Source organism: Enterococcus sp. AZ048 (assembly GCF_051715125.1).
Lineage (GTDB): Bacteria > Bacillota > Bacilli > Lactobacillales > Enterococcaceae > Enterococcus_A > Enterococcus_A gilvus.
The window spans coordinates 196,892-221,181 of sequence record NZ_JBIOTD010000001.1; the positions used below are offsets into that span (position 1 = coordinate 196,892).

The window sequence follows — 24,290 nt, forward strand, 5'->3', positions numbered from 1 at the left end:
CCACACGGAAGGAGTAAACCGTATCTTGGAAGAGATCTTGATTGTTCTAATTGCTTTAATTATACTCACCCAGATGTTTGGAAAATTACTTAGAGTTACTTATAAATTTTTAACTAAATCTATCATATTTAAAAACAAAAGAAAAAATGACGAAGAATGAAATTACGTTAGTTACTAAAGAAAATGTACTCTCGTCCAACGCTGATGCCAATATCAATGTAGGGTATGATGCTGCAATAAGTTTTTGTAAAAAAATCGCTATTTTATCCATTTGATTTTTCGTTAGAAATTTTATTGCTTGTAAAACAAGAAGAATTATTACTGAGAACGCAAAAAATATTAACAACATAATACCTACAAAAAAAGCAGTATTAAATACTGATAACAAATCTATTTTTGAAAAGTTATTAAAAATAGAGTTCTCAACAATCAATTCGGAAAACAAAGAAAGATATATTTTTGAGAATCCCCTTAAAGAAAAGCAAATACCAATAAATATGCAGATTGATATAAAGATTTTAAAAATGTCTGAAATTGTAATGATAATTTTTTCTCTCACTCTGACACCACCAGTTTTTAAACAATTATACAACAGAAAGGAAGTACCACATGAAAAATAAAAAAATCACACTAGGAGTTACCGCTGCATTGTTACTAGGATCAACTGTAGGATTCGCCGCAGGCGCTGGTTTCTTCGATAACGCAACAACTGTTGAACAGAACATCTACAAACTGGCTAACATTGCTACGCAGAACAAACAGAAGGCAGCAGACGTTCAAAGCAAACTTGATCAAACGACTGGGCAACAAAAGAACCTTCAAGATCAACTAGACAGCCTGAAACAGCAATTGGCAAACAAACAAAACGAGGTCAATGCGAAGCAGTCTGAAATCGAAGCCAAACAACGTGAAGTCGAATCTAAGCAACAGGAAGTCACGCAGAAACAGCAAGAGGCGGATAAGCTGCGTAACGATCTATCTAGCGCTCAAAATGATTCAGCACAAAAAGACGCACGCATGGCGGAGTTAGCAAATTTGAGCCAACAAAAAGTAAACGAGTTGGGCCAGTAGGGGGTACGTAACATGAAACGACTAAATTTTCAAACGATCCTGCTTTCGATGATCGCAATACCAGTTTTCACATTAGTCAATATTTGGCTGGCCTACGGCTACATTCTACTTTTCTTTTTAGTGATCGGATGGGAAAAGAAAAAGCCTACCACGGCGGCCACCGAAGCAGGCAAATAAAAAACGTTTATCTAAGGAGAGTGTAACATGGATCAATTTAATAATGCAATCAGCGTAAGCGGACTAGGCGATAACATCCATTCAGCCTTAATGCAGAATGCGCAAAGAAAAGTGATCGAAAGTATTATGAATGCAGCTCAAAACGGGAGAACTGAATGCAAAATAAAAATTAAAGGAACGACACCATCATTTCTAGCACAACTTGAATCAGAGGGCGTTTATTACATTCCTAAAGAAGAGGAAGATTACTTCCAACTATTTTGGGAGTGGTGATCACTATGGAATTAATAAACATCGATGGCAAACAAACCGAATATCTTTCAATCTACAACAGCAGTGATCAAAATATCGTAATTTATATTAGTTCAAATGATCGCAGAGATTATACACAAGATATGCAGGACTTAATTCAAGCGAACAAACATAGTGGTTTAACAATAGATAAAATTCTTGAGGGATTAGACGTGGCAGTTTTGATTGAGAAAGATGAGTCAATCGAACAATTTCGTATGTTGATTAATCAAATTGAAGGGTGGAAAACAAATGAAAACCAGTAATGAAACGAAAAATATTTTTAAGGCTCTAGCAGAATTTAGAGTAGTTCTTCAACAGCCAACTAAAGATGCAAAGAATCCATTCTTTAAGTCAACGTATGTAACTTTGGATGGCGTTGTAAAGGCTATTGACGAAGCTATCAAAGATACTGGACTTAGTTATTCGCAAGAGGCAACAAGCGAAGGGAATCAAATTTCGGTATCAACTCACGTTTTTCATGAATCTGGTGAGTTCATCAGTTACGACCCGTTAACTTTGCCAGCAACTAAAGCAGATGCACAAGGATTCGGTTCTGCGGTAACGTATGCCAAAAGATATGCTTTAGGTGCTGTTTTTGGAGTTACCAGTGATATTGATGATGATGGCAATGGAAGTAGTGGGAAGAACGCGCCGAATAACTCTGGTCAAAGTAAAACGAATAGCACACCGAAGAATGATAGTTCAAAAGATCAAACACAGAATCTATCTAAGACACAGGCAGAAATGGCTGTCAATAAGATGACCGATTTTGCTAACGCTCAAAACGTTAGCTTAGATGTTGCTGTTAAAAGGTTGTTTCCCTTTTTGAAAATTGAATCTAAGTTAGCGAATCTTACGCCAGATGATTACGGCGTACTGATGAACTATCTGAACCAGCATCAATAAGGAGGACAAGAAATGACTAACGAAGTAACTGTTAAGGCATTAGATTTCTCTGTTGATTTTAAAAAGTCAGAGATCAATGTAGCACATAAAGAGCAATTTGAGTCAGCTGTCAAGGCGTACGCAAAAAAATATGAAGAATGGGCTGTAAGTTCTGAAACTCTTCAAGATGCTAAAGACGTCCGTGCAGAAATGAACAAAGCTAATAAGTTGATGGATGAAAAACGCAAAGAAATTAAGAAGCAGATTAATAAGCCGCTAACAGAGTTTGAAGACTGGATCAAGGCTCAAAAAGAAGAAATTCAAAGGGTTATTGATCCCATCGATAAAGGGATTAGAGAACTTGAAGATATAGAACAAGAAGAACGGCGAAAGAACATGATGGTAGAGATTTCAGAAATCGCACCAAATTACGGCGTTGAAGTTGAGGAAATCACTATCAATCCTTCTTGGTCCAATAAAACCTATTTTACTACTAAAGGTAAGTTGAACAAGAAAGCTCTGAATGAAATTGTTGATGAAATGAAGGCCGTCAAGGCAGAAAAAGATCAACTCGAAGCGAATAAAACTTTGATCGCTAACTATGCAAAAGCAGTTGGTCAAGAACCTGAAAGTTGGGTTGTTCAAGTTGAAAATGGCGCTACTCCCCAGGAACTGATGAAACAAATTGATCAAGCTATTAAGGCTAAAAATGAACGATTGGAACAAGAGCAAAAACAGAAAGAATATGAAGACGCGATTTCAGAATTAGATAACAAACCGATTTCAGTTGGCGACAAAGTAATCGATCAGGAAACTGGAGAAATCGTAAATACAGTAGATTTGCCTTTTGAAGCAGACGAAGATCCTTTCCAAGATCCATTTCCAGTTAACAAACCCGCGATTGTAACAGAAACATATCGACTTTCAGCACCGAATCACTTACTAATCCAAGCCAAACAATATCTACAAGGCTTAGGAATAAAAATTGAAAAGATCAGATAGCATTGGAGTGGTTCCATGAAGATATTTGGCAAATTAGTTCAAGTATCAGGTAATAAAATTACGTTAGAACTTGATGATGATGCCAACATCCAACGAATTGGCACACTTTCAAATGGAGCTGTTCCTATCGTAGAGGTTGATGTAAAAGACGCTAGGAAAATAACCTCAGAACAAAGGAAGTTCATATTTGCTTTATGCAGCGACTGTGATGACTGGTCTGGATATGACAGAGGATACGCGCGGCAATACTTTCGAGATCAATTTGAATTCTATTACGGATACGATAATTTCAGCTTATCGAATTGTTCCGAAGAGGATGCAACTCTTTTCATTAACATGATACTCGATTTCGTATTTAAAAATCAGGTGCCTCTACCTAAAGGAATTGAGATCAATCTAATTCCTGCAAATCAACAGCATTATTTCTTCCTTTGTTTGAAATATAGGATTTGTTGTATAAGCGGACAACCTCACGCTGAAATTGCTCATTACAACGCAGTCGGCAATCGTAAACGGAAAACGATAGATCATAGAAAATTGTTGTTAATGTCACTGTCTCATAGGTACCACATGGAGCAACATCAGATCGGGATTAAAGAATTTATGAAAAAGTACGTGGTGACACCAATTTACCTTGATACAGAGACAGTTATTGATCTTGGATTAATGACTAGAAAACAAATAGATGAATTAGACAGTAGGTGATGAAATGACGGAAAGAAAGATTGCAAAAGCTAATCGAGGGTTTAAAGGGATTTGGATTCCTTCTCATTACTGGCTAGATGAAAATCTGACCATTCAAGAAATGTTGTTTTTAGCGGAGATAGATAGCTTAGATATAGACGAAAAAGGATGTTTTGCAACTAACAAACACTTTGCTGATTTTTTTGGATTAACTCCTAGTAGATGTTCACAAGTGATCACTTCGCTAAAAGAAAAGGGATATATCGAGGTTGAACTTGTTTTCAATAAGAAGAAAGACATAAAAAATCGAACGATCAGGGTGGTTAATAAATTAAATACCCCTATTAAAAATATTAAAGGGGGGTATTTAGAAAATTGCGCAAGTAGTAATACATCTTTTAGTAATACAAAAGATAATATGTCGAGTTCAGAAAAAATACCCTATTCAGAGATAATCTCTTTCTTGAATCAAGTGACTAACAAAAAATATAAAGTCACTCAAAAATGGAAAGAATTAATTAAGGCTAGATGGAATGAAGGCCAAAGATTAGATGACTTTAAAAAAGTTATCAATGTAAAGAGTTCTCAATGGCTGAACGATTCAAATATGAATAAGTATCTAAGACCGCAAACATTATTCGGGAATAAGTTCGACGACTATTTACAAGAATACAAAGAGCCTACTAAATCTAGCCCAATGAGGAATGATTTTGAAGGATTAGAAGATCTGTTTGGAGATCCTGCATAATGCAGAACTTCGAGATGCAATTAACAGCAACACTTCTGATTGACCCGAAGCAAATACAATTTTTAGATATCAATCCAGATTGGATTCAAGGAGATAGCTTTAAACAAATTATATCTTCCGTTCAAAGTAAAAATGGTGATGAAGAACTTCTTAGTGATATTCAAAAAACAATTAAACAACTATATCCATTATCTCAATTAACGGCTGATGATTTAATCGTTTTAAAAAATAGTGAACCTTCTGCGAGTCAAGCAGTATTTTATACCAATCAAGTTCACAAGGAGTACTTGAAACGTGAACTCAAAAGACTTACTTCTGAATATTCCGTAACGGAGGATGATCGCTTTTTATCACAGATCACCATGTATCAAGAAGAACTTGAAAGCCTGAAAAAAGTTAAATCGGATGGTTCTATTGCAAAGGGATATGAGAATTTCATTGAACATCTAGAAGCGAAGGAAAATCCATTCATTCGAACCTTTCCTAAGCTAGATACTTCCCTCGGCGGAGGTTTTGGACCTGGAGAGTTGGCAATCATCGGGGCTAGACCAGCAGTAGGTAAAACAGCTTTTGCTATTAACTTAGCAATGACGGCGTTAGAGCGCACAGAGGAAGTCGCTGTCGATTTATTTACACTTGAAATGACTACCGAACAAATGATGTACCGTTTTGTTTCGAAAAAAGCAAAAATCAATAATATGCAAATTCGAAATCCGATTAAGTTATCAAATGATAAAAAACGCCAAGCTGCATTGGCCTATAAAGAGCTCTCTAAACTTAACATGCGAGTTTATGACCAAGAATATACCCAACTGAATGACATCGTTCTAGCAATCAGAAAACGAGCGAAAAGAGGAAAGTATTTGGCGATTATCGATTATGCCGGCTTGGTTTCAGTAAAAGACTCAAGGAAAAACGCCAGAGAGGTTCTAAATGAAGTTACACGCCGATTGAAGCTTTTGACTAACGAATTAGGTATTACAATCATTCTCCTATCGCAATTGAGCAGGGATACTGAAAAAACCGGAAAACAACCAACATTGGCAGATTTAAAAGAATCTGGTTCGTTAGAGCAAGATGCAAATATCGTGATGTTTCTTTACAGAGAAAATCCCGACGATCGCAAACATGTTCAAGTGAAAATTGCCAAGAGTCGTGATGGAGTAATTGGAGAAATACCTTTCAAATTTATTGGTCAATTTATGGAGTTTTCTACGGAGGATTACTGATGAATTATAAGGAATTTAAAGAACTTTTAAAAGCTGATGATCTTGAAGAAAGTGAGCTTGTTAGGTATTACCTAACTGAAGCAGGTAAATGCCAGAAATACGCAAAGGGGCTTAGCGCTCATAAAGCGCCTAAAAACGTCATAGAGAAGCAGTTAAAGAAAAAGGAAGAATATATCTGGTTTGCCTTTTTCACCGCTGTAGACGAAAAAGAACAGGGTTTCCGATACGTTGAAGACGGAGAGAAAGTTTTGCCTACACTACTCCAGCAAATTGAAGATATTAAAGAAAAAGCATACTTAAGAAAGAAGGCTGTTGATGGAAATTAAATTTACTGTACCTGGTCAACCAGTACCTCAAGGTAGACCGAGGTTTACAACTAAACCATTTATGCGTACGTATGATCCACCACAAAGCGCAAAGTACAAGCGTAAGGTAAAAAAATTTGCTGATAAAATAGCGCCTGATGAGCCATTAAAAGGTGAGCTTTTTGTGGAAGTATTGATTTTCAAAGAAACACTTAAATCATTTAGCAAAGTTAAAAAGAAAGCAGCAGAAGCGAAAACTTTAAGACCGATAACTAAGCCTGACGCTGACAATTATGCCAAAGGTATTTTAGATGCTGTCAAAGGCGTTCTTTGGGAAGATGATGGACAAGTGGTTGATCTTGTGACAAGGAAATTTTATTCAGAAATTCCGAGAGCAGAAATCACAGTCAAAGAAATATCTAATATTCAAGAGAAATTACTTTAGGAGGACTTCTTCATGAACATAGAAAAGCTTGATCATATGATTAGTGCAGCAAAGGCAGCACATAACGAATACTCTGCGTCAGAAATTGAGGTTTCGTATCTTTATGGAGATGAAAAATCAGCAACACTGATAACCCTCAAAGACAACCAGACCGCAACGGTAACATTAAAGAATAATAAATCTAACGGAGGCACAAAAAATGACTAACGTAGAATTCAGGCCAACCTTGAAAGAAGTAAAGACACAGAACGGAAAAACAAGGCTGGTTTTAGAAATTGAAAAGCACCTACTTATTGGAAGATTAGAGGCCCTGAGCATGCTCGAGGGAGGTAAAATCACTGCTTCATTCCGGCCAGAAACGATTCCATTCAAGATCCCTTATGATCGTTCAACGAATGCTCCAGCGGTTCGATACGACGAGGATGAAGATGGTCAGTGGCAAGAATTCAAGGAAGAACAAACTAATTTACTAGATGAAAATACCATTGAAGACCGTGAATTTATGGTTGAAATGGATGTAGTAGACGAATTTATTAAAACTGCTCAATTAGACTATCCAGAAAGTATTGATCCATCGGACGTATTAGAACGATTGGAGCAAGGAGAAAGTTTCTCGGATATTGCAGTTGAATATGAAATGACCGGCGACGAATTAGAAGCTGGATTAAATGAAGCGCGTGGATACTATGCCGCATATGCAAGTGCATGGGATAAAAAACGGAACGAGGGGAATACCGATGATTAATAATACTGTATTAGTCGGGCGTCTTACAAAAGATCCTGACCTGCGATATACAGCGAGCGGTACAGGGGTTGCTACATTCACTCTAGCAGTGAACAGAAACTTTACAAATCAAGATGGAAACCGAGAGGCAGATTTCATCAATTGTGTGATTTGGCGTAAATCTGCAGAAACTCTTGCTAACTACGCACACAAAGGGACTTTGCTTGGAGTCACTGGACGTATTCAAACACGCAGCTATGAGAATCAACAGGGACAACGCATTTATGTAACTGAGGTTGTTGCTGAAAATTTTCAATTATTGGAATCAAGAGGCATGAATCAACAACATAAAAATAACGAATCAAATACCTCAACTGGTAGTCAGCCGGCTAATAGAAATAACAATCAATCTGACGATCCTTTCAGTAGTTCATCAATTGACATCAATGACGATCTTCCATTTTAAAGAGGTGTAAACATGGTAGAAATATGGAAACAAGTTAGCGGGTATGAGGAGATTTATGAGGTAAGCGATTTAGGCAGAATCAGAACAGCTAAAAATAAAACCACTAACTCCTCACGATGTGGGGAAAGAAAGTGGAAACAACGAATTTTAAAGCAAAAAACAGATAAACAAGGATATAAAAGAATATCGCTTTGGAAAGATAAGAAAGAAAAGACATATTTGGTGCATCGTTTAGTCGCCAAGGCATTTATTCCTATGGTTAAAAATAAGAATTGCGTGAATCATCTAGATGGTAATCCTTCAAATAACTATCTCAAAAACTTGGAATGGTGTGATCACAAAGAAAATTTATCACATGCATACAAACATAGGCTAAATCAAGCGCCCGATCCTACAGTTTTAGTTAATACTATTACTTCTGAAGCGTTCTACTTCATGAGTAAAGCTAAAGCAAGCGAATTTTTAGGTAGAAATAAAGGATATCTGTCGGCAGTCATTCAAAAGGGTGGAACAAAAGTTGATGAATATGAAATATATATTAAACCGATCTTGAAAAAGAAACGGGGATAAATATTTGTTGGATAAAAAGAAAAGACTAGCTGAGCTATTAAGCCGGACAGATTATTGGACGAACGAAAGAGTCTTTAACGAAGCTGAAAAAATCTATAAAAGCATGGTGGGGAAGAAAATGCAAAATAAGAAAAGAGATCGGACAGGCGAAAAGTATGGGGAATTCACTATTATTCGACCAGGAGAAATCGACAAAGAATGGGTAGCTAGATGTGCCTGCGGTAAGGAGCGATTAGTGAAGAATCAGAACATGTCGAAACTTACACATTGCAACAGCTGCGCGGCAAAACTTCGAATGCAAAAACGTGCAGAGAAACCTAAAAAGCCGAAGAAAGACAAGTTTTCAGAAAGACAGAATTGGATGGCGCCAAAGCGACCTAAATTCAAATTGGATGTTCTATATGAGTTGAACTACTCTCAATGCAATTTCCCATGTGTAGGAAAATTGATTAATGAGTATGGTAAATCAGCAAGTTTTGAAGTCGTGGAATATCATGACTCGGACAAAGCGGTTTTACGAATGCTAGGCTATCGTATATCTGTCAAAAAGAAAGCAGCGTTGGAATTATGCAGGGTATAAAAGAAATATTTTGGTCCAACGTCAACTGGCATCGTGTGAACAAAGCCTTGAGTTGGACGGAATTAGTCGGAGGGCAAACAACAGGAGCGGTGAATAAAACTGGAAATATCACCTTGGAGACGGTGCAACAAATCGCGAAAAAGTTAGATATTACTGACTATGCAATTCTTTTTGAAAACTGGGACGATTAAACATGAGTATAAAACAAGAAGCCGTTGAGATTGAGTAGCATTAAGTTACTTAGTTTGGGGCTATCAAGGAGGAAAAGAGGAAATTAAAATGGAAGACAAATTTTTTAAAATTAGCGCCACTACATTAGCTGAAATTATTGGTGGCTTGTATTACGGCAGTGATGAGGATTTATCCGAAACAGAAGATTTAATTGAATGGTTAGAAGCGCACCCTGAACAATCAGTTTTTGTGAATATGGAAAAGTAAGTAAACGGAGGATACAAAGGAGGTTTTAGCGTGTCAAAATTTAAGGCATGGGACAAGGTAAATAAACAATGGATCAATGATTTTATGGTTGCTCCAGATGGTCAGGTAGCAGTTTGGAACGCACCAGACTACGACACGGATCATTCTGATAATTATGATTTGTATGAATACACTTATCAAACAGATAAAAATAAAAAAGAAATTCACGATGGAAGTATTGTCGAAATTAAGAATACAAAGCGTTTCATCAAAGAGGGAAATATTACCTGTATTTCGAGAGTAAAGATGCATGAAGGTCATGTTTATGTGTGGACTCAACCAATTGTTAAAGGCAGAAAGATTCGATACGGCGCACACGAATTGTATGATGGTCTATCAAAATACATTGATATGAAAGGCGTAGCAACATCTGATGTACGAGTAATCGGGCACATTTGTGAAAATCCAGAGTTACTAAAGGAAAGCTAGCGACGGGTATCACGTAAGAAAAGGAGGAAATAACAATGAAGACGAATGAAAAATTGAAATATCCAATAATTTCGGCATGGGTTAAGTGTGACAATAAAATGCAGTGGGTACCAATTGATACGCTTGATTATTGCGAAGAAGAGTTCGTGATTATTGATGAGGATGGCAATGACCATACTTATAAACTAGATGAATGTGATCTTACAGTATCAGAATGGAAAGAAAGCGAAGTTCCGGAGGACGGCGAATGAAAACATGTCCAATATGCGAAAAGCATTTCACATCATTTGAAGACATTGTTGAAATTGGCGACGAGTATTTCCATGAAGAATGCATTGAAATCATTCCAGTGAAGTATTGTGCCTATATCCCGGGTGATTATGAGGATGGCTTTCTTGGTGAGTTTGAAGAGAGTAATAAAAGCTGGGTCTCTAACCTAATGGATGAGGGCGAATATATTAAAGAAGAACAGTACGAAATAGTCTACTTGGAAAACTCCGGGAAGATTAGAACTCTTAAGACATTTGGAATAAGCGAAGATGATGTGACTCAAAAGGTGACGGAGTTCCCTTTTGTAGACGATGTAAAACAAGTTAGGAAAGTCAGGTAACCACGCCAATTAGGGAGGTTTATTTATGAATAAAAGCGAATTGCCAGAAATTGAAAGACCATTTCGAATTAACGGGAAGGATTTGACTTTCTTAAAATTAGAGCATTCTGAAACCTCTGAAAACAATGTTCGAATTCAAGTTTATTTTCGTCACGAGGATATCTGGCATTATCCGCCGACAAATCAAATGGTAACTCGTGCATGGAACGCGTTAGAAAAAAAGGGTTTTCAATATGCGGATAAAGAATACGAGGCGGAAGTTGAACGTCATAAAAAGATGGAGGAAGGAATATGGAAACTATAAATATTGATTTATTGAGAGAAACATCAGACGAACTACGCCAAATTAAGGATGGCAAAGGCGGTTTAAAAGCAGCTGACCGTGTGGACGCTATGAAAGCTTTGGGTATTATTCATGGATTAGCTATGAAGCTAGAGGCCGGGGAGAAGGAATCGGTAAGGTTAAATGAAGAGATAAATTAACTCAGCCAATTGCATAGAAAAAGAGCCTTTATTGGCTCTAAATTGAAAGGATGGATCAATGAATGATCGAGGTTATACTAGTAAGTATTCTCACTACACTTATATCAATTCGACTAATTAATCGGAAAGACAAATAGCACAAAAATCTCGTCCATATGGAGTAAATGATAAGTGTCCTTCGTTAATGACTATTTCACTTTCAACAACATCTTTCCAATTTTCATATTGATCTCCTTCTTTTTCATTGGGTGGACTTTGATTATATTGAATTTTTAAAAGATTATTTTGATGGAGAAAATCCTTGAATAATTCAGTGTTTTTCATTTGTTCATATCCATTTGAATTATTGAGACCATTAGTATAGTTCAGTTTAATTAGTCCTAGTCTTTCAAGATTTGATAAGGAGGAAGCCTTAAGTTGATAATCTTCAATATTTGTAATTCCAAGCACTAGGTTGGTGAAAAGAATAGTGTATGCGCCGTTTCTATATTTCTTGCGGATTTCACCAATTTCAATGTAACTATTAACTTCAAACGAATTTTTTAAAATTAGGGCATCAATTGGAGCCATATTTTTAACGATTTCTACAAACGATTGTTGTGCAATTTTGTCTTTACTTGAATCCATAGAAGCAGCGATAAGCTTGGCGAACATTTTTCTTGTATGTTCCTCTGAGCCATAATCTTCTATAGAAGAAATGGCCGGCCTTGCAATGTTTTCTCTAGGTTCATGAAGATTTTCGGGTGGTATCTCAGCGATAGCATCTGCTGTTAGGCTTGCTGTGTCTTGTACGTACTTAGCGACTCTTTCCTGCTCTCTTTGAAATTGAAGGTCTTTAACTTCTTCTGTAAGATATCCAAATTTTTTGTACCATAGATCGCTGAATGTTGATATCGGACCATACTCACCATTAGCTAAATAAGAGGTACCGAAAGAAGTTGCAGCAGAAACCACTAAAGGAACAATATCAAAAGCCATATAAAATTGCTCCTTTTTAGATAAATTATAGCATTTTATAAACGGTAAATAATAAGTAAATTGGAATCAATTGTAAAAGTCATTTAACCGACCCAATAGCATAGAAAAGAGGTAGAAAAATGGATTTGAAAAAAGACCAGATGGATAAAAAATGGATGTGTTCTCTAAAAGAAGATATTTGGCAAGCATGTGATTATTTCGATACCAAAGAAGAAGCAATAAAAGCTGGTCTGGAATCAGCTCATCGATTTAATGGCAACCCTGATACGGAATATTTAGATGATGAAATGGGCAGCACTCCTGATGAGGTCGTTACAGAATTCTTGGTAGGTCAAATGAATGCTTCGGCTGTTCCATTTTGTGTAGATACATTAATAGAGAACGTTCAAGAAAGTGCCTATGACGAAGGTGGCGAATGGGCAGATACTTATTTGGATGATGTAACTAAAGAGGATAGAGAAGAATTAGAAAATCTGGTATTTGACTGGTTTGTTAGAAATGACTATTTGCCGAGGTGGTATACGGTCAGTTCTGTTGAAGTTATTCAAACATTAAATGAATTTTAATAGAATCAATGTTTTTTAGTCGTTGCAACCAAATTACAAGAATTGAGTGTTTTTTGCAACCGACCCTATTGCATAGAAAAAAGCCACTGATAATTATCAGCGGCTCACGAGCTAGTTGAAATATGCTTTCAGTTTAATGAAATTAAAAAGGAAGAATCTAGCTCGTCTGAATTATACCATAAAAAAGACCGCGTCATATGAGGTGACTGCGGTCAATGAGCTGGGATTTCAAATTGAAATTGTAGTTGTAAAAGGGTTTCAGCTCATCGGTTATATTGTACAACAAAAAAAGACAGACGACTACTGGCTGCCTCGAAAAAAGATACTTTCGTCTAGTTTCCGCTAGACACAAGCATCTTAACACAAAAAGACAGCCGGGATAAGTCGGCGGTCAGTGAGCTGGGCATTAAAACGTAGCATTCAAAAGGAGTACCAGCTCATATGTATTGTACATCAAATAAGGAGTGGAAGTGAAACATATGATACCGGATATCGAAATCGGGAAAATTTATAAATTATCTGATGCAAACCCGTCAGCTTTTGCCAAAATCACAAAAATTTCTAATCATGATGTTTGGAACGATATTTTAGAAGATGACGAATTAACGCAGCTTGCATGGGGAGATTGGTATCAATGGGCCAATAAAAATATCTACTGCCATTTTGGAGTTGGATTCGACACGTATAGGCTGGTTCCGGCAACCAAAGAAGAAATTGCCATTTACGAAGATAAAGTTAGAAAATATCGATCGGAGGGCGACAATGATACCGAAGTTTAAAGCATGGGATGTTATCAATAAAAAAATGATTTCATGGCGGAGGCTATTGAATGGACATAATTTGAGAAATGTTTTTATGCGACCAGAAATGTGTGGGCTAATCCTCATGCAATCAACAGGCCTAAAGGACAAGAACGGCGTTGAGATATTTGAGGGGGATATTGTAAAAGTGTCTAATCATCCTTTTCAAAAGAAAGAAGACAGTGCAGGTATCGAAATAGATGGTAACTACTTAATTAATTGGTCAGAACATAGCTTAACTTGGTTAGCGGGCGATTTACTATTGTACCAGTTAAAACCCTATATTGAAGTAATAGGAAATAGATTTGAAAATCCAGAGTTGTTGGAGGTGGAAGGATGAAATTAAAAGATCTAATTGAGCAACATACTTTAAAAGTTGTTTTATGCGGCCACTGCGAATGTGGAGAACGTAAGTATGATTTGATAACAGATCATAATCTCGCTTATCCACCTATTCATGAGTCGACTATTCAGAATGTAAAACCAGAATTGTTGGAGGTGTCGAAGTGAAAGATGAATTTATGGTCAGGTACACAAATAAACATGATTTTGGCTGCACGCTAGTTGTATATGCTACCACTATGTTTGAAGCAAAAGAAAAGGCTGAAAAAGAGCTTGGCGATTACTTGAAGTCTATTAATGAGATTGTCAACTGCTCATTTGCACGAGAATTGATTCGCAGTCAAGACGTTGAATAGATCCGTGATCGTCGCCAATTAAGGAGGTTTAGGAGGAACTGTAATGAATGACGAGGATATTCATGATCTCTTAGAAAAGATAAATGAGAAAGATATCGCTAGAAATAGTATGCGAGAACTTGCTCAAAATTTAGGGGCATTCCGTAATCAGTTAGCCATTGAGGGGTTTAGTGATGCTGAATCATTTGCTTTAACTTCTGTTTTTATGGCGACTACTATTAGCGCTAGTCAAAAGTAAGACTAAGTTATTTAAGCACTATATATTGTATGCGAAAATACGTTCCTACGATATATTGTGGATAAACCTGTTAATATGTGCATAACAAATACTTTGGGGAATAATTTGATTGGGAGGAAACGATTTGGAAATTCAAGTACATGAACTACCAGAATCTCAGTTAGATATGATTGCTGAGAAAGTAGTTGCTGGGTTAGTAGAAGCAACTAAGCAAAGGCGAAAAGAATTAAGGTCCAATTCATACCATAATACAAGGACACTCTTGAGGAATTACTACAGACTAAAAACTCACTGCAAAATTGTAGAGGAACAAGTAGAAGAAGATTTTGCTTCGATGTGGAATGACTGGCGCTTCGATGTAGATAGTCTACTAGAACATAAGGCGAAAACGGCTAAATTAATGAAACATGTTGATAAGGCTTTAGTTGAACTAAAAGCAGAGGATGAACGAGCCTATGATATTTTAAACATGAAGTACCTGCTGCCTAAGTGTTTTGCTGATGAATACATTGCATCGAAATATGCTGTTGATCGAAGGACGATAGGGAAGTGGATAAAAAAAGCTGTTGAGCAGTTATCGGTATTTATCTTTGGAGTGGATGTTGTAATTGATTGGTTATAGGGCGCATTTGTGGCGCCACGAGTGTACATTAAAAGTGTTACTATGATAGCGTGAAATAAATGTGATTAATCCATCAAGCAGACGACTCAAATTAACTTTATTGGCATGAAGTTTCTCCTTATACCTCTTAACATACAAACGTCTAGCTTGGTGGATTATTCTCTTTTTGACTACACTGCCACTTTGCGGAAACAGAGTAGGCAAACAATTGGCGGCATGAAATAATGATTTCTACATTGAGCATGCCGTTCTTTATGTCACTGTGGCGGAAGTAGAAGACGTGTTGCATGCGTGCGAGGTTAATGCTTAGGCAACCATGAGTGGGGCGGGGCCACTCCAGTGACTTAGGGAGGACTTAGTAAACTGGCCAACGCTAAGTATCTGACCCGAAAGCATATGTTAGGAGGTAGCTCCTCCGAGTTGACGTGTAGCATCATTGGTGATGCATCTGACTGTTAGAGTTGGAAATGAGGTCGGTTCGATCCCGGTCACGTCAGTAGCAACTGAGGGTGGTAGAGTCCGAAAGAAAGGACAGTAGGCGGGTCTCTATGAGACGTGTAGGTTGCTTAATACATAATCAAGATCGCTTCGGCGGTCTTTTTATTTTTGCCATTTCTTATTATACTCTAAGTATACGAATTACTAGGAGGCCAATATGAAAAGGGAAGTTGAATTAGAAGCAATAAAAAATTACCCCGATCACTATTTCGAAGTACAAGGCAGGACTTTAGAATCTCGTTTGTCAGACGTAGAAATTGGATCAGAAAAGGAAATCGAAACAATAAAGACTTCATCAAAAGAAGCTGGAAAGGAGGTTGGGAGAGAAATGATAAATTCAATACCAGTAGTATCGCTGGTATCAAAAGCAGCTTTTGTTTTCGTGGACTGGAATAAGAAATTAGATGCAAATTTAGAAGATGTGAAAATACAGATGTTGCTTGAGGATTATTTTAATAAATCTGATAACCATGAAAAAGCAATCGAGAATTTAAAAGAAGCAATGACCGATGTTTATGGTAATGCTCTAATCAATAAAATATTTAGAATGCTAAGCGACTATCCACCAGATGGTGACTGGTTTACACACTTGCGGATGACATTAGAAAAGATTTGCGAAGCAAAGAACTTTGAAAAACTATTTGACATTCACAAATTTAATCTAGGCTTAATCGAGAAAATGTCTCCTCAAGCGTTAAGTATTATTACAGATGCGAACAATTGGCCGAAATTTCAGTTTAATTTTTCTGGTATGAGCATTGACGGGAAAGTTACAGATCAATTTCAGTTTCCTTTTGCTGAAACGTATGCACGAAAAAAGGGGATTGGAGAACCAATTAAAGTAGAAAGAATTGTTCATATTATTAATGACTTGCAGAATGGTGGATTCATTGAGTGTTATTCACGCCAAGGACAACATTACAAATTGCGACTTACAAATATGGGAAGATCGTTATTCGAGTATTTAACTGATGCTGAATATTATTAGGAAGTAGATCACTCACCCGAGTGGTCTTTTTATTTTGCACAAAAAAAGAGGGCTACTGTTTCCGCAATAGTCCTCAATGTAACAAGTATAAAAATATTATCATTACAGAAATGATATTTCAATACAAAAAATAGGCCATCGTTTACACGATGACCAAGTGAAAAACAAACTTTTAAAGGATTCACCCTGAAGGGATTATATCATTGTAACGCTTACAAGGCAATATAAGGAGCTGATTTAAATGGGGATTCAAACTGGAACAATTAAAGGCGGATTTATCGAAAATGCTAGACTTACAGGTTTGAACAAAGAATTCGAAGTAAAAATTGATAAGGCGTTTATTCAAAAGGCGATTATGGATAAAGCTCTCTCTTTAATGGACCAGATTGATGTGAACGACATCGAAGACTTAGATTTAACAACCACTGATATTGGGGACTGTTTTCGTATTGAGCTTAGTGTAGACATCAAGAGGCCATGAGAAACTATTGGTATGCGTCACTAAACAATAAATATCCTTTACCAATGAGAGGTCAACATAAACGAGTTGTGATGTCAGTTCAGATGAAGGCGAAGTACTCGATCGTAGAAATGACCAGGGAAGCAACACCAGTTGAGGTTGATCAGTGCAAGATGGTCTATTGTGGGTTTGGTTATTGGAAAGAGGATCATGTACAAGAAAACATCAGCAAATACATATAGAGAGGTGGTGAAGTCGTGGCGAAAGGCAAATATCAAGAATGGTTGACAAAAGAAGGACTTCTTAAACTTGAAGCATGGGCTCGTAACGGTCTCACTGATGAGCAGATAGCAAATAACATGGGTATATCAACAGCAACTTTGTATAACTACAAAAACAAGCATTTAGAGATTTTAGAGGCCTTAAAAAAGGGCAAAGAAGTCGTGGACATTCAAGTTGAAAATGCTTTGCATAAAAGCGCTGTTGGCTACGAATATACAGAAAGAACAGCAAAGGTAGTTGATCGCGATAAAGCGTTAGTAGAAGCGGAACGTAGAGAGTACGAGAATCGATATAAAATTGATCACCCTGAAGCAGAATTGCAGGAAATAAAAGATGCTGCCATAAAAGCTGTTCCTACGCGTGAACGGATTGTAATTCTTGAAGTAGATAAGCAGGTAGCCCCGAACCCGACTTCTGCTATCTTTTGGTTGAAAAACCGTATGCGGGAAATCTGGAAAGACAAGCAAGAGCTTGAGCACTCCGGTGGTGTAGATATACGAAAGCAATACGGAGAAATGTCAGACGAAGAATTAGAAGAGTTGGTGAAGCGGTATGAAAAAATCAACGACTCTTGATCGTGTGGAATATGCAATCGTTCAAAGAGAGCTAGCGATTCGGAAAGCCAGAGGAGATTTTTGGTTGTTTTGCCAATTGCTTTATCCTGAGTTTTATAAAGATGATCGTCTATATTTAAAAGATTTGTGTCAAACGTTACAAGATTTCTACGAAGATAAGATTGATAAAAAGATATTAGTAATCAACATGCCCCCTCGTCATGGGAAAACATTTACAGCGAGGCTTTTTGTATTATGGATGTTTGGTCAGAATCCGAGGACAAAAATCATTACAGGTTCATACAATCAAATACTATCATCTTTATTTGCTCAACAAACACGTGACGGCATCATGGTTGATAATGAGAATATCAAAGCTGAATATTTTAAAGATATTTTCCCGAAGGTACAAATCAAATACGGGGACGCAGCAAAAGGGTTCTGGTCTTTAGATGGATCAGAGGAAAAGAATTATTTAGCGACTTCGCCTGGCGGAACATCTACTGGGATTGGTGCAAATTATGTAATTGTTGATGACATTATCAAAACCGCAGAAGAAGCTTATAACGAGCGAGTCTTGGACTCTCATTGGGAATGGTATAACAACACATTAGCTCAACGGATGGAACGTCCGCGTAAACAAATACTAATCATGACAAGATGGTCAAATAATGATTTAGCCGGAAAAATGTTGAGCAAACGCAAAAACAGTGTCCATCAGATTTGTTATAAGGCTGTCCAAGAAGATGGAACGATGCTTTGTGAAGAGATTATGACACATGATGAATACCTCGATGTTATCCAAGAAATGAATTTAGATATCGCAGAAGCCAACTATCAACAAGAGCCTATTGATCAGAAAGGCAAATTATATCAAAATCTAAAAACTTATGGTCATCGTTCCGAATACAAAAAGATCTGGTCGTATTGCGATACGGCAGACACTGGTAAAGATTACCTTTGCTCGATTGTTTGGGGCGAGACCTATGACGGACGTTGCGAAGTGCTAGATGTGATCTACACCCAAGAACCGATGGAATACACAGAGTCCGCTGTTTCAAATCAGTACATCAATAATAAAGTGAACCAAGTGCGCATCGAGAGAAATAACGGTGGGCGTTCTTTTGCGCGTTCTGTTAGAGAAAAGATAAAAGGTAAGTGTCCAGTTGCTATTGATGATTTCTACCAATCAGCGAACAAAGAAGCCCGGATATACTCGAATACCGCGTGGATCGAACAAAATGTTTATTTCCCAGAAGATTGGCGCACCAAATGGCCTGAATACTATTCCGCTATGACCACTTATCAGCGCGAAGGGAAAAACAAACACGATGACGCACCAGATGCAACGACAGGGATTGCTGAAACGATGAGCATGAATGTTAAAGAAAAAGTAAATGTCAAAAAGACAATAAACGCATTCAAAAAATTAGGATTGTAGAGGTGATACAGTGGAACAAAATGTTAAATTGCTAGACGGACAACGGTTTGATAAAGAAGCGAATCTAATTTATAAAATACCAGTTTCCAGGTTACCTCATGCCCAAGTACTTAACCAACGAACCGGCCAAGTTGAACAAATAATTGACTTCGAGAATAAAGAAGTTTGGAAGTTAATTGTCGAATTCATCAATCACCACAAAGAAAAGCAAGTTCCAAGGCTTCAACAACTGAAAAGATACTTGTTAGGCGACGGGAATATTAATTATCGATCAGAAAAACCGGAAGGACGAGCAGATAATCGGATCGCAAGCGATTTCCCAAATTTCATCGTGTCATTCAAACTTGGGGTTCTGTTAGGTAATCAGCTTAAATATACTGGAGAAAAGAACATATCAGACCGAATCAATGAGTTTGCCAGTCAATCGAACGAAGACTACCATAATCAACTAATGGGCAGAGATATGTTCGGTCTAGGTAGAGCTTACGAATGGATTGGCAGAGATGAGTACGGCAAGGAAACCATTGCCAAGTTTGACGCAGAACAAACCTTTGTGATTTACGACAATACGAAGAACAAAAATTCTATTTGTGCAGTTCATTATTATGAAGAAGAATTTTTAAATGATAAATGGACCCGCGTAGAGCTTTATACAAACAGTGGATTTAATTACTATCTTGTTGCAGATGGCACCGATTTAGAAAATGCAGCAATTGAAGAAGATGGAAAAGAAGAAAGTTACTTTGATTCTGTCCAAGTAAACGAATGGATAAATAACGAGGAACGTTTAAGTGACTTTGAGCGTGTTCTTGATTCAATCGACGCATATGATTTGTCTAGGTCTGAGATGGCAAACTTTCAACAAGATTCATCTGAAGCGTACCTGGTGATTAAAGGGAACCCTGACACAGCAACGGACGACGAGGGTGACAACAGCAAGATGGAAGTATTCAAAGCGATGATGCAGGCAAGAATGCTTGTTTTAGGTGATAAAAAAGATTACGGCGAAGGCAAATTAGGTGACACGCCCGACGCCTACTATCTGAAAAAAGAGTACGATGTTGCAGGTATGGAAGCCAACGATAGCCGAACGGTTGCTGACATTTTGCGTTTTACGTCTTTGATTGACTTCACAGATGAGAACATCGGATCTAACCAATCAGGAATCGGTTTTCGTTTCAAAGGTTGGGGATCAGACAACGACCGCAAGAACAAAGAACGTATGGTTAAGAAAGCTATCATGCGTCGTTTACGGTTACTTACACACTCATGGAGCATCAAAGATGATTTGAATAAACCACAAGGCTTGATAGAAAATGTCAAAGCTTTTTTTGTTTCGGATGATAAAAAACAAGAGGATCTTTACAACAAAGTAAATAATATTCAAATTCTATTTACACCGAATGTTCCGCAATCGGATGAAGAGATTATGAATGTAATCAAAGGAATGCTTGGAATTGTTTCAGAAGAGACTTTATGTGAAATGGCTGAACGACTAACCGGCGTGTCTGCTGAAGAAGAGCTCAAACGTGTGAATAAAGAAAAACCAAATGTGCCAGTATTGGATTATGAGTTTCCGAGTGACAATAATACAACGGAAATTGAACAAGGTGGCCAGAAAGAGCCAAAAGACCTAAAGGAGTCTGATCCAAATGAAAAGTCACGAGAGAATAACACGTAAAATATTTATGTTTATGAGTGCAGTCCTCTTTTTCAAAATATTTGGCTATGAAATAACACTTATATGGCTGATATCAAATCTTGTAGCAGAGGTATCTTTAATTAAGGAGTGAGTAGATGGACCAGTTAAAAGGTATTGAATTTAAGTTTGATGATCTAGACGTAGACTTACAAGGAGATATTTTAGCATTGGGAATAGTCGTTATTCTGAAGAAATTTTCGCTAGTACTATTGTTGATCTTATGCGTGGCCATGTTACTTTGGTTCAACAAGCTGACTATTTTCATTACAGTAGTCCAATTCATATTAGTAGTTGTAACAATGCAGATTCAACGTTTTTATTATAAAAAAGCCGTTAAGCAGCTATTAAAGGAGGACGTTGAATGAAGTCCTCTGATTACTGGCGCAAACGCGAAGAACAACATATCGCCCAAACCATCAAAGACGAAAAGCAAATGAAGAAAGCTATCGCTGATCGATTTCAAGTAGCAATTGACAATATCAACAAAGAAATTGACGCGAATTGGCAACGTTTTGCTGGTAAAGAAGGTGTTTCGCTATCCGAAGCTAAAAAGGTTTCAATGGAGATGGACGTTAAAGCCTTTGCCAGGAAAGCCAAACAATATGTTAAGAAGAAGGATTTTTCTAAGACAGCTAACGATGAGCTACGTCTATACAATGTCACAATGAGAGTTAATCGTTTAGAACTCCTTAAATCGCAAGTAGGGCTCGAATTGATCGCACTGTCCGATGATCTCGACAAATACACTACTGATTTGCTGACAAAAGAAGGTATTGCTGAAGCAACACGGCAAGCCGGCATATTAGGGGGAACCATTTTCGATGGCTACAAAGATTTTGTAGAGGCTGTTGTTAATGGTTCTTTTCATTCTGCGACGTTTTCTGAACGCATCTGGGGCAACATGGAGGCGTTTAAAGCTGAGTTAGATAAATTGTTAGTCCAAACGGTTACACAAGGTAAGAACCCACGTGACATGGCTAGAAAACTACGTAATCTATTTGATTCTAGTAAGTACGAAGCTGAGCGGTTGATGCGCACAGAATCGGCAAGGGTTCAGACTGAGATACAGAATCAAAGTTATAAAAAGTACGGCATCGAAGAATACGAGTATATTGCAGAACCGACAGCCTGTCCTGTCTGTTTACCATTGAACGGAAAGATATTTAAGGTCGAAGATTTGTCTCCAGGTCAAAATGCCAGTCCGATGCATGCAAATTGTAGGTGTTCAACCGCGCCATATGTTGATCGCGTGGAAGTTGAGAAGTCATTTAAGGGAAGAGAGGTGTAAGATGGTTTACCGACCAAGATATTTAGATAAGAAAAGAAGCAATTCTACAAATAAGTCAGTTCAAATATTGAAAGTCTTTTTAGTTTGGGGAGATTCCAAATTCGCGGATGAGGGTACAGATATTTGGGAGGCACCCACGTCAGCAATAGTTGTTGCTGAAAATGAGCAAGAGGCGCTGGACTTTGTTTTTCAAAGAGATAACATTGAGGGCTTTATGACACCGCGATTGCTAACAGAAGTTAGAGAGCTTAACTTGGATAGTTCCAGACTAGTTCTAACCAGTCAAAATGAATTTCCAGAACAGGAGAGAAAGTAATGAAAGATTTTAACGAAGTCTTTTTAACCATCGAAGTTCAAAAAGGGCTGGGCAAAGCTTATAAAAAAGCCATTGAAACTGAAAATAGTACTCAATGGAAACAGAATCCAATCTACAACAGTAATAAAGAATTGATTAGTAATGAGTTAAAACCGGTGTGGAATGGCAATTATGCATCTGTAAATGTTGCAGAAGGAACTACTAAAGATCGATTAACCATTTCAATTATTTCCCACACCCTACCTAACCTTTTAGAAACGACTAGTTGGTATGAGCGGATGGGTGCGAAGGTTGTTTATAAGAGGATTATTGAATAAGGAGAATATTATGCCAAAAACATTCACACTTAAAATTAAACTCAAATTTCCTTTCTATTGGTATTCTTACAAGATTAAGTTTCAAAGTTTGTTCAATGAAGAATTAGCAGAAGATACATTTTGGTGGTTTATGCGCGATTTCGAAGAAAACAATAGCAAATATATCAAAGTCATTTAAAGTCGCTAGCCCATTCGCTAACGGCTTTTTATTATGCCCTCTACTGCTCGGGGCGGTATAAATTGAGCTGTTTCGATTGATCGGCGTAACTGATCAAATTTATCGGGTAGCGGCGTAACCGCGGAGGATTGACAATGCCAACACTATTTTCAAAAGAAAAACTATTTTTACCGATGAACTTGCAACTCTTTGCTGAAGATTCAGATGGCGGCAAAGATACAACGCAAGCAGACAAACCTATGCTACCAGAAGATAAACCAAAGGATGAAGATGCGGGCAAAACATTTTCTCGTGATGATGTAGCAAAAATGATTGCTGCTGAAACAAGCAAAGCAGTTACGGCAGCAGAAGAAAAATGGCGTGATGAGAAAGCCCAGGCTGATAAATTGGCTGAAATGAACGACAAGGATAAGGCAGATTACGAGCGAAAGCAACTTGAGGATAAGATCGCTGAGTATGAAAGAAAAGACAATCTGGCTAAGATGTCCGATCAGGCTAGTGAAATGCTATCAGACAAAGGCGCTACGCCTACCAAAGAAGTTCTTAGTCTAGTTGTGTCAGAAGATGCAGAAACGACCTCAAGCAATGTAAAAACGTATCTAGCGGCCATTGAATTAGAACGGGAATCAATCAAAGCTGATTTAGAAAAACGATTGGGTGGAAGAATCCCTCTGGACGGTTCAAGTAAGGATGGTGTCGTCGGAGATTATGGTAAAAGGTTGGCGCAACGCACCAAAACAGAAACAAAGAAAAGCACTTACTTCAAAAATTAGGAGGAATAAAACATGGAGAAACGAGTATTCGGATCTAAAAATCAAATCTTAGCCGACGTTAACAATTATAAAAGTTTGTCGGTTGTTGTTGATGCTACAGGAGTAACGGCAACAAATGGCGAAGGGAAAAAATACATTCCTGCTGGAACGCCCGTAGGTAATGCTGATCCTTTTGCAAATGAGCAGGCGTTACTAAAAGTAACAAATGATGCAGCGAATGGAAATAAAACTGTCGGGGTCTTATTACACGATGTTGTTTTTGATAACGGGTCAACTGTTGGAAACGGCACATTGGTGTATTTCGGAACAGTGAACGAATTACGCTTGAATGATGGACTAACTATTGTTGCTGAAGCAAAAACTGCGTTAGATGGCAAAGTTTACTTTGTTAAACGTAATAAATAAGGAGGAA

43 protein-coding genes and 1 tRNA gene are annotated in these 24,290 nt (G+C 37.5%); 42 read left to right on the forward strand and 2 right to left on the reverse strand.

Going from position 1 to position 24,290, the window contains the following annotated elements; translation table 11 throughout:
- Positions 1–109 precede the first annotated feature (109 nt).
- Positions 110–559 carry a hypothetical protein gene (locus IGI66_RS00985; RefSeq protein ID WP_438847069.1) on the reverse strand — a complete coding sequence of 150 codons (450 nt, stop codon included), beginning with the start codon at positions 557–559 and terminating at the stop codon, positions 110–112.
- A gap of 50 nt (positions 560–609) precedes the next feature.
- Here IGI66_RS00985 and IGI66_RS00990 point away from each other — a divergent pair, with 50 nt between their 5' ends.
- From IGI66_RS00990 to IGI66_RS01100, 23 genes are all read left to right on the forward strand, one after another.
- Entirely contained in the window at positions 610–1,071 is a 462-nt protein-coding gene (locus tag IGI66_RS00990) for a hypothetical protein (protein ID WP_438847071.1), read from the forward strand.
- Between the two features lie 12 nt (positions 1,072–1,083).
- The gene (locus tag IGI66_RS00995) at positions 1,084–1,248 is read left to right on the forward strand and encodes a hypothetical protein (protein ID WP_438847073.1); all 165 of its coding nucleotides are present in this window, start codon (positions 1,084–1,086) and stop codon (positions 1,246–1,248) included.
- A gap of 27 nt (positions 1,249–1,275) precedes the next feature.
- A complete protein-coding gene (locus tag IGI66_RS01000; RefSeq protein ID WP_438847075.1) occupies positions 1,276–1,521 on the forward strand; it encodes a hypothetical protein in 246 nt (81 codons plus the stop codon).
- A gap of 5 nt (positions 1,522–1,526) precedes the next feature.
- Positions 1,527–1,805: a hypothetical protein gene (locus IGI66_RS01005; protein WP_438847077.1), complete on the forward strand. Its 279-nt coding sequence runs from the start codon at positions 1,527–1,529 to the stop codon at positions 1,803–1,805.
- Positions 1,792–2,448: an ERF family protein gene (locus IGI66_RS01010; protein ID WP_438847079.1), complete on the forward strand. Its 657-nt coding sequence runs from the start codon at positions 1,792–1,794 to the stop codon at positions 2,446–2,448. The genes IGI66_RS01005 and IGI66_RS01010 overlap by 14 nt, the downstream gene beginning before the upstream one ends.
- Positions 2,449–2,460: 12 nt before the next feature.
- Complete coding sequence (locus tag IGI66_RS01015) at positions 2,461–3,429, forward strand: DUF1351 domain-containing protein (RefSeq protein ID WP_438847081.1); 969 nt, start codon at positions 2,461–2,463, stop codon at positions 3,427–3,429.
- Between the two features lie 15 nt (positions 3,430–3,444).
- The gene (locus IGI66_RS01020; protein WP_438847083.1) at positions 3,445–4,134 is read left to right on the forward strand and encodes a putative HNHc nuclease; all 690 of its coding nucleotides are present in this window, start codon (positions 3,445–3,447) and stop codon (positions 4,132–4,134) included.
- Positions 4,135–4,138: 4 nt separating this feature from the next.
- Positions 4,139–4,861, forward strand: a complete 723-nt coding sequence (locus IGI66_RS01025; RefSeq protein ID WP_438847084.1) for a conserved phage C-terminal domain-containing protein — start codon at positions 4,139–4,141, stop codon at positions 4,859–4,861.
- On the forward strand, positions 4,861–6,090 hold the full coding sequence (locus IGI66_RS01030) for a DnaB-like helicase C-terminal domain-containing protein (RefSeq protein WP_438847086.1): 1,230 nt from the start codon (positions 4,861–4,863) through the stop codon (positions 6,088–6,090). The genes IGI66_RS01025 and IGI66_RS01030 overlap by 1 nt, the downstream gene beginning before the upstream one ends.
- Positions 6,090–6,416 carry a hypothetical protein gene (locus tag IGI66_RS01035; RefSeq protein WP_438847088.1) on the forward strand — a complete coding sequence of 109 codons (327 nt, stop codon included), beginning with the start codon at positions 6,090–6,092 and terminating at the stop codon, positions 6,414–6,416. The genes IGI66_RS01030 and IGI66_RS01035 overlap by 1 nt, the downstream gene beginning before the upstream one ends.
- Positions 6,406–6,840: a RusA family crossover junction endodeoxyribonuclease gene (locus IGI66_RS01040; RefSeq protein WP_438847089.1), complete on the forward strand. Its 435-nt coding sequence runs from the start codon at positions 6,406–6,408 to the stop codon at positions 6,838–6,840. The genes IGI66_RS01035 and IGI66_RS01040 overlap by 11 nt, the downstream gene beginning before the upstream one ends.
- A 12-nt stretch (positions 6,841–6,852) precedes the next feature.
- Positions 6,853–7,047 (forward strand): hypothetical protein, encoded by a 195-nt coding sequence (locus tag IGI66_RS01045; RefSeq protein ID WP_438847091.1) that lies wholly within the window; start codon positions 6,853–6,855, stop codon positions 7,045–7,047.
- Positions 7,040–7,585, forward strand: a complete 546-nt coding sequence (locus tag IGI66_RS01050; protein WP_438847092.1) for a hypothetical protein — start codon at positions 7,040–7,042, stop codon at positions 7,583–7,585. The genes IGI66_RS01045 and IGI66_RS01050 overlap by 8 nt, the downstream gene beginning before the upstream one ends.
- Positions 7,578–8,030: a single-stranded DNA-binding protein gene (gene ssb, locus IGI66_RS01055; protein WP_438847093.1), complete on the forward strand. Its 453-nt coding sequence runs from the start codon at positions 7,578–7,580 to the stop codon at positions 8,028–8,030. The genes IGI66_RS01050 and ssb overlap by 8 nt, the downstream gene beginning before the upstream one ends.
- Before the next feature lie 12 nt (positions 8,031–8,042).
- On the forward strand, positions 8,043–8,600 hold the full coding sequence (locus IGI66_RS01060) for an NUMOD4 domain-containing protein (protein ID WP_438847095.1): 558 nt from the start codon (positions 8,043–8,045) through the stop codon (positions 8,598–8,600).
- Between the two features lie 7 nt (positions 8,601–8,607).
- Positions 8,608–9,180, forward strand: coding sequence for a hypothetical protein (locus tag IGI66_RS01065; protein WP_438847097.1), 573 nt, complete (start codon positions 8,608–8,610; stop codon positions 9,178–9,180).
- Entirely contained in the window at positions 9,168–9,371 is a 204-nt protein-coding gene (locus tag IGI66_RS01070) for a hypothetical protein (RefSeq protein WP_301521168.1), read from the forward strand. The genes IGI66_RS01065 and IGI66_RS01070 overlap by 13 nt, the downstream gene beginning before the upstream one ends.
- Before the next feature lie 88 nt (positions 9,372–9,459).
- A complete protein-coding gene (locus IGI66_RS01075; protein ID WP_438847099.1) occupies positions 9,460–9,618 on the forward strand; it encodes a hypothetical protein in 159 nt (52 codons plus the stop codon).
- A 30-nt stretch (positions 9,619–9,648) separates the two neighbouring features.
- On the forward strand, positions 9,649–10,086 hold the full coding sequence (locus tag IGI66_RS01080) for a YopX family protein (RefSeq protein ID WP_431379302.1): 438 nt from the start codon (positions 9,649–9,651) through the stop codon (positions 10,084–10,086).
- A 35-nt stretch (positions 10,087–10,121) separates the two neighbouring features.
- Entirely contained in the window at positions 10,122–10,337 is a 216-nt protein-coding gene (locus tag IGI66_RS01085; RefSeq protein ID WP_438847101.1) for a hypothetical protein, read from the forward strand.
- The gene (locus IGI66_RS01090) at positions 10,334–10,696 is read left to right on the forward strand and encodes a hypothetical protein (protein WP_438847103.1); all 363 of its coding nucleotides are present in this window, start codon (positions 10,334–10,336) and stop codon (positions 10,694–10,696) included. The genes IGI66_RS01085 and IGI66_RS01090 overlap by 4 nt, the downstream gene beginning before the upstream one ends.
- Positions 10,697–10,721: 25 nt before the next feature.
- Positions 10,722–11,000, forward strand: coding sequence for a hypothetical protein (locus tag IGI66_RS01095; protein ID WP_438847105.1), 279 nt, complete (start codon positions 10,722–10,724; stop codon positions 10,998–11,000).
- Positions 10,988–11,179 carry a hypothetical protein gene (locus IGI66_RS01100; protein ID WP_438847107.1) on the forward strand — a complete coding sequence of 64 codons (192 nt, stop codon included), beginning with the start codon at positions 10,988–10,990 and terminating at the stop codon, positions 11,177–11,179. Before IGI66_RS01095 ends, IGI66_RS01100 begins: the two co-directional genes overlap by 13 nt.
- A gap of 117 nt (positions 11,180–11,296) precedes the next feature.
- Here the strand turns inward: IGI66_RS01100 and IGI66_RS01105 are convergent, their stop codons facing one another.
- On the reverse strand, positions 11,297–12,157 hold the full coding sequence (locus IGI66_RS01105) for a DUF4393 domain-containing protein (RefSeq protein ID WP_438847109.1): 861 nt from the start codon (positions 12,155–12,157) through the stop codon (positions 11,297–11,299).
- 119 nt (positions 12,158–12,276) lie between these two features.
- Here IGI66_RS01105 and IGI66_RS01110 point away from each other — a divergent pair, with 119 nt between their 5' ends.
- From IGI66_RS01110 to IGI66_RS01200, 19 genes are all read left to right on the forward strand, one after another.
- On the forward strand, positions 12,277–12,723 hold the full coding sequence (locus IGI66_RS01110) for a hypothetical protein (RefSeq protein ID WP_438847111.1): 447 nt from the start codon (positions 12,277–12,279) through the stop codon (positions 12,721–12,723).
- A gap of 479 nt (positions 12,724–13,202) precedes the next feature.
- The gene (locus IGI66_RS01115; RefSeq protein WP_438849267.1) at positions 13,203–13,502 is read left to right on the forward strand and encodes a hypothetical protein; all 300 of its coding nucleotides are present in this window, start codon (positions 13,203–13,205) and stop codon (positions 13,500–13,502) included.
- The gene (locus tag IGI66_RS01120) at positions 13,486–13,863 is read left to right on the forward strand and encodes a YopX family protein (protein ID WP_438847112.1); all 378 of its coding nucleotides are present in this window, start codon (positions 13,486–13,488) and stop codon (positions 13,861–13,863) included. Before IGI66_RS01115 ends, IGI66_RS01120 begins: the two co-directional genes overlap by 17 nt.
- Before the next feature lie 166 nt (positions 13,864–14,029).
- Positions 14,030–14,221 carry a hypothetical protein gene (locus IGI66_RS01125; RefSeq protein ID WP_438847114.1) on the forward strand — a complete coding sequence of 64 codons (192 nt, stop codon included), beginning with the start codon at positions 14,030–14,032 and terminating at the stop codon, positions 14,219–14,221.
- A 43-nt stretch (positions 14,222–14,264) separates the two neighbouring features.
- Entirely contained in the window at positions 14,265–14,459 is a 195-nt protein-coding gene (locus IGI66_RS01130; protein WP_311822116.1) for a hypothetical protein, read from the forward strand.
- Between the two features lie 124 nt (positions 14,460–14,583).
- A complete protein-coding gene (locus IGI66_RS01135) occupies positions 14,584–15,081 on the forward strand; it encodes a hypothetical protein (RefSeq protein WP_311817656.1) in 498 nt (165 codons plus the stop codon).
- A gap of 421 nt (positions 15,082–15,502) precedes the next feature.
- Positions 15,503–15,578: transfer RNA gene (locus IGI66_RS01140), tRNA-Asn, on the forward strand.
- Positions 15,579–15,736: 158 nt separating this feature from the next.
- Complete coding sequence (locus IGI66_RS01145; RefSeq protein WP_438847116.1) at positions 15,737–16,567, forward strand: hypothetical protein; 831 nt, start codon at positions 15,737–15,739, stop codon at positions 16,565–16,567.
- Between the two features lie 241 nt (positions 16,568–16,808).
- Complete coding sequence (locus IGI66_RS01150; protein ID WP_438847118.1) at positions 16,809–17,048, forward strand: hypothetical protein; 240 nt, start codon at positions 16,809–16,811, stop codon at positions 17,046–17,048.
- On the forward strand, positions 17,045–17,269 hold the full coding sequence (locus tag IGI66_RS01155) for a hypothetical protein (protein ID WP_438847120.1): 225 nt from the start codon (positions 17,045–17,047) through the stop codon (positions 17,267–17,269). The genes IGI66_RS01150 and IGI66_RS01155 overlap by 4 nt, the downstream gene beginning before the upstream one ends.
- A 15-nt stretch (positions 17,270–17,284) precedes the next feature.
- A complete protein-coding gene (locus tag IGI66_RS01160; protein ID WP_438847122.1) occupies positions 17,285–17,884 on the forward strand; it encodes a helix-turn-helix domain-containing protein in 600 nt (199 codons plus the stop codon).
- Positions 17,862–19,304 carry a phage terminase large subunit gene (terL, locus tag IGI66_RS01165; RefSeq protein WP_438847124.1) on the forward strand — a complete coding sequence of 481 codons (1,443 nt, stop codon included), beginning with the start codon at positions 17,862–17,864 and terminating at the stop codon, positions 19,302–19,304. The genes IGI66_RS01160 and terL overlap by 23 nt, the downstream gene beginning before the upstream one ends.
- A 10-nt stretch (positions 19,305–19,314) precedes the next feature.
- Positions 19,315–20,985 (forward strand): phage portal protein, encoded by a 1,671-nt coding sequence (locus IGI66_RS01170; RefSeq protein ID WP_438847126.1) that lies wholly within the window; start codon positions 19,315–19,317, stop codon positions 20,983–20,985.
- A 116-nt stretch (positions 20,986–21,101) separates the two neighbouring features.
- Positions 21,102–21,371, forward strand: coding sequence for a hypothetical protein (locus IGI66_RS01175; protein ID WP_438847128.1), 270 nt, complete (start codon positions 21,102–21,104; stop codon positions 21,369–21,371).
- Positions 21,368–22,294, forward strand: a complete 927-nt coding sequence (locus tag IGI66_RS01180) for a minor capsid protein (protein ID WP_438847129.1) — start codon at positions 21,368–21,370, stop codon at positions 22,292–22,294. Before IGI66_RS01175 ends, IGI66_RS01180 begins: the two co-directional genes overlap by 4 nt.
- 1 nt (position 22,295) lies before the next feature.
- Complete coding sequence (locus tag IGI66_RS01185) at positions 22,296–22,610, forward strand: hypothetical protein (RefSeq protein ID WP_438847131.1); 315 nt, start codon at positions 22,296–22,298, stop codon at positions 22,608–22,610.
- Positions 22,610–22,927, forward strand: a complete 318-nt coding sequence (locus IGI66_RS01190) for a hypothetical protein (protein ID WP_438847133.1) — start codon at positions 22,610–22,612, stop codon at positions 22,925–22,927. Before IGI66_RS01185 ends, IGI66_RS01190 begins: the two co-directional genes overlap by 1 nt.
- A 312-nt stretch (positions 22,928–23,239) precedes the next feature.
- A complete protein-coding gene (locus IGI66_RS01195) occupies positions 23,240–23,878 on the forward strand; it encodes a DUF4355 domain-containing protein (protein WP_438847135.1) in 639 nt (212 codons plus the stop codon).
- A 12-nt stretch (positions 23,879–23,890) separates the two neighbouring features.
- Positions 23,891–24,283, forward strand: coding sequence for a hypothetical protein (locus tag IGI66_RS01200; protein WP_438847137.1), 393 nt, complete (start codon positions 23,891–23,893; stop codon positions 24,281–24,283).
- The last annotated feature ends 7 nt before the right edge of the window (positions 24,284–24,290 follow it).

Bases quoted from the DNA above. Each gene is read 5' to 3' on its own strand.
- IGI66_RS00990 (WP_438847071.1), top strand. From the start codon at position 610: ATGAAAAATAAAAAAATCACACTAGGAGTTACCGCTGCATTGTTACTA.
- IGI66_RS00995 (WP_438847073.1), top strand. From the start codon at position 1,084: ATGAAACGACTAAATTTTCAAACGATCCTGCTTTCGATGATCGCAATA.
- IGI66_RS01000 (WP_438847075.1), top strand. From the start codon at position 1,276: ATGGATCAATTTAATAATGCAATCAGCGTAAGCGGACTAGGCGATAAC.
- IGI66_RS01005 (WP_438847077.1), top strand. From the start codon at position 1,527: ATGGAATTAATAAACATCGATGGCAAACAAACCGAATATCTTTCAATC.
- IGI66_RS01010 (WP_438847079.1), top strand. From the start codon at position 1,792: ATGAAAACCAGTAATGAAACGAAAAATATTTTTAAGGCTCTAGCAGAA.
- IGI66_RS01015 (WP_438847081.1), top strand. From the start codon at position 2,461: ATGACTAACGAAGTAACTGTTAAGGCATTAGATTTCTCTGTTGATTTT.
- IGI66_RS01020 (WP_438847083.1), top strand. From the start codon at position 3,445: ATGAAGATATTTGGCAAATTAGTTCAAGTATCAGGTAATAAAATTACG.
- IGI66_RS01025 (WP_438847084.1), top strand. From the start codon at position 4,139: ATGACGGAAAGAAAGATTGCAAAAGCTAATCGAGGGTTTAAAGGGATT.
- IGI66_RS01030 (WP_438847086.1), top strand. From the start codon at position 4,861: ATGCAGAACTTCGAGATGCAATTAACAGCAACACTTCTGATTGACCCG.
- IGI66_RS01035 (WP_438847088.1), top strand. From the start codon at position 6,090: ATGAATTATAAGGAATTTAAAGAACTTTTAAAAGCTGATGATCTTGAA.
- IGI66_RS01040 (WP_438847089.1), top strand. From the start codon at position 6,406: ATGGAAATTAAATTTACTGTACCTGGTCAACCAGTACCTCAAGGTAGA.
- IGI66_RS01045 (WP_438847091.1), top strand. From the start codon at position 6,853: ATGAACATAGAAAAGCTTGATCATATGATTAGTGCAGCAAAGGCAGCA.
- IGI66_RS01050 (WP_438847092.1), top strand. From the start codon at position 7,040: ATGACTAACGTAGAATTCAGGCCAACCTTGAAAGAAGTAAAGACACAG.
- ssb (WP_438847093.1), top strand. From the start codon at position 7,578: ATGATTAATAATACTGTATTAGTCGGGCGTCTTACAAAAGATCCTGAC.
- IGI66_RS01060 (WP_438847095.1), top strand. From the start codon at position 8,043: ATGGTAGAAATATGGAAACAAGTTAGCGGGTATGAGGAGATTTATGAG.
- IGI66_RS01070 (WP_301521168.1), top strand. From the start codon at position 9,168: ATGCAGGGTATAAAAGAAATATTTTGGTCCAACGTCAACTGGCATCGT.
- IGI66_RS01075 (WP_438847099.1), top strand. From the start codon at position 9,460: ATGGAAGACAAATTTTTTAAAATTAGCGCCACTACATTAGCTGAAATT.
- IGI66_RS01085 (WP_438847101.1), top strand. From the start codon at position 10,122: ATGAAGACGAATGAAAAATTGAAATATCCAATAATTTCGGCATGGGTT.
- IGI66_RS01090 (WP_438847103.1), top strand. From the start codon at position 10,334: ATGAAAACATGTCCAATATGCGAAAAGCATTTCACATCATTTGAAGAC.
- IGI66_RS01095 (WP_438847105.1), top strand. From the start codon at position 10,722: ATGAATAAAAGCGAATTGCCAGAAATTGAAAGACCATTTCGAATTAAC.
- IGI66_RS01100 (WP_438847107.1), top strand. From the start codon at position 10,988: ATGGAAACTATAAATATTGATTTATTGAGAGAAACATCAGACGAACTA.
- IGI66_RS01105 (WP_438847109.1), bottom strand. From the start codon at position 12,157: ATGGCTTTTGATATTGTTCCTTTAGTGGTTTCTGCTGCAACTTCTTTC.
- IGI66_RS01110 (WP_438847111.1), top strand. From the start codon at position 12,277: ATGGATTTGAAAAAAGACCAGATGGATAAAAAATGGATGTGTTCTCTA.
- IGI66_RS01115 (WP_438849267.1), top strand. From the start codon at position 13,203: ATGATACCGGATATCGAAATCGGGAAAATTTATAAATTATCTGATGCA.
- IGI66_RS01120 (WP_438847112.1), top strand. From the start codon at position 13,486: ATGATACCGAAGTTTAAAGCATGGGATGTTATCAATAAAAAAATGATT.
- IGI66_RS01130 (WP_311822116.1), top strand. From the start codon at position 14,265: ATGAATGACGAGGATATTCATGATCTCTTAGAAAAGATAAATGAGAAA.
- IGI66_RS01145 (WP_438847116.1), top strand. From the start codon at position 15,737: ATGAAAAGGGAAGTTGAATTAGAAGCAATAAAAAATTACCCCGATCAC.
- IGI66_RS01150 (WP_438847118.1), top strand. From the start codon at position 16,809: ATGGGGATTCAAACTGGAACAATTAAAGGCGGATTTATCGAAAATGCT.
- IGI66_RS01155 (WP_438847120.1), top strand. From the start codon at position 17,045: ATGAGAAACTATTGGTATGCGTCACTAAACAATAAATATCCTTTACCA.
- terL (WP_438847124.1), top strand. From the start codon at position 17,862: ATGAAAAAATCAACGACTCTTGATCGTGTGGAATATGCAATCGTTCAA.
- IGI66_RS01175 (WP_438847128.1), top strand. From the start codon at position 21,102: ATGGACCAGTTAAAAGGTATTGAATTTAAGTTTGATGATCTAGACGTA.
- IGI66_RS01180 (WP_438847129.1), top strand. From the start codon at position 21,368: ATGAAGTCCTCTGATTACTGGCGCAAACGCGAAGAACAACATATCGCC.
- IGI66_RS01185 (WP_438847131.1), top strand. From the start codon at position 22,296: ATGGTTTACCGACCAAGATATTTAGATAAGAAAAGAAGCAATTCTACA.
- IGI66_RS01190 (WP_438847133.1), top strand. From the start codon at position 22,610: ATGAAAGATTTTAACGAAGTCTTTTTAACCATCGAAGTTCAAAAAGGG.
- IGI66_RS01195 (WP_438847135.1), top strand. From the start codon at position 23,240: ATGCCAACACTATTTTCAAAAGAAAAACTATTTTTACCGATGAACTTG.
- IGI66_RS01200 (WP_438847137.1), top strand. From the start codon at position 23,891: ATGGAGAAACGAGTATTCGGATCTAAAAATCAAATCTTAGCCGACGTT.